The sequence below is a fragment of the Mesorhizobium sp. M0621 genome, assembly GCF_040320745.1.
GTDB lineage: Bacteria > Pseudomonadota > Alphaproteobacteria > Rhizobiales > Rhizobiaceae > Mesorhizobium.
Genome location: NZ_JAMYQF010000132.1, coordinates 1 through 1,156 on the forward strand (window position 1 = coordinate 1; position 1,156 = coordinate 1,156).

The 1,156-nt window shown below is 61.2% G+C and carries 1 protein-coding gene; it reads left to right on the forward strand.

Translation table 11 applies throughout. From position 1 onward, the window contains the following. Positions 1 to 24: 24 nt before the first annotated feature. Complete coding sequence (locus NKI38_RS33445) at positions 25 to 1,143, forward strand: ISAs1 family transposase (protein ID WP_352665148.1); 1,119 nt, start codon at positions 25 to 27, stop codon at positions 1,141 to 1,143. Positions 1,144 to 1,156 lie beyond the last annotated feature (13 nt).

Below are 1,156 nucleotides of genomic sequence, written 5' to 3' on the forward strand. Positions count from 1 at the left end.
CGCCACGCTTGCCACTCGCATTCAATTCTAGATCATTTTTCGGCGCTGTCTGATCCCCGCCAGCATTGGCGTGTCGCCTACCCGCTGCCGGAAATCCTGCTTGTGGTGCTGTGCGCGACGCTGTGCGGCATGGACGATTTCGTCGAGACGAAGCTGTGGGGTGAGCAGCGCCTCGACTTTCTGCGCCGTTTCCTGCCCTATGAGCGCGGCATCCCGGCGCACGACACGCTCAACGACGTGATCAACGCGCTCGATCCCGACCTCTTCAAGACTTGCTTCACAGACTGGGTCGAGACCCTGCGCGACAGCGATCCCGAGATCATCGCCGTCGATGGCAAGACCTCACGGCGCAGCCACGCACGCTCCAAGGGACGCGAGCCGCTGCATCTGGTCTCGGCCTGGGCGACCCGTCAGAGGCTCGTGCTCGGCCAGCAGGCGACAGACATAAAATCAAATGAAATCACCGCCATCCCGTTGCTGCTCGAACGCCTTGAACTGACCGGCGCACTGGTCACTATCGATGCCATGGGAACGCAGGCGGCAATCGCCGAAGCCGTTGTCGCCAAGGGCGGCGACTATCTGCTCGCGCTCAAGGCCAATTGGCCTGCCACCTTCGCCGATGTCGAGCGCTTCTTCGCGGAGCCGCCGCAAACCATGCTGGAAACACCCGTCGAGACCACCGACAACGACCATGGCCGCCTTGAAGGCCGTCGCCACACCGTCTGCCATACGGTTGACTGGCTGTTCTCCGACCGCCGCTATCCCGGCGAACCGCGCTTCCCGCGCCTGGCCATGATCGGCATGATCGAAACCCGCGTCGAACGCAACGGCAAGACCGAGCACGAGCGGCGCTACTATCTGTCCTCCGCCAAGCTCGACGCCAAAAGCTTCGCCCATGCCGTGCGAGCCCATTGGGGCATCGAGAACCGGCTCCACTGGGTGCTCGATGTCGTCTTTCACGACGATCTCGCGCGTCTCAGAACAGCGCACGGTCCGCAAAACATGGCCATCGTCAAACACATGGCCGTCAACCTCGTCCGAAACCCCAAGGACAAGCACAGCCTCAAGGTTCGACGAAAACTCGCCAATCTCAACGCCGATTATCTCGAAAATCTCATCCGTCAAAAATCAACGTTAACCTGAAGCGATTCCCCTG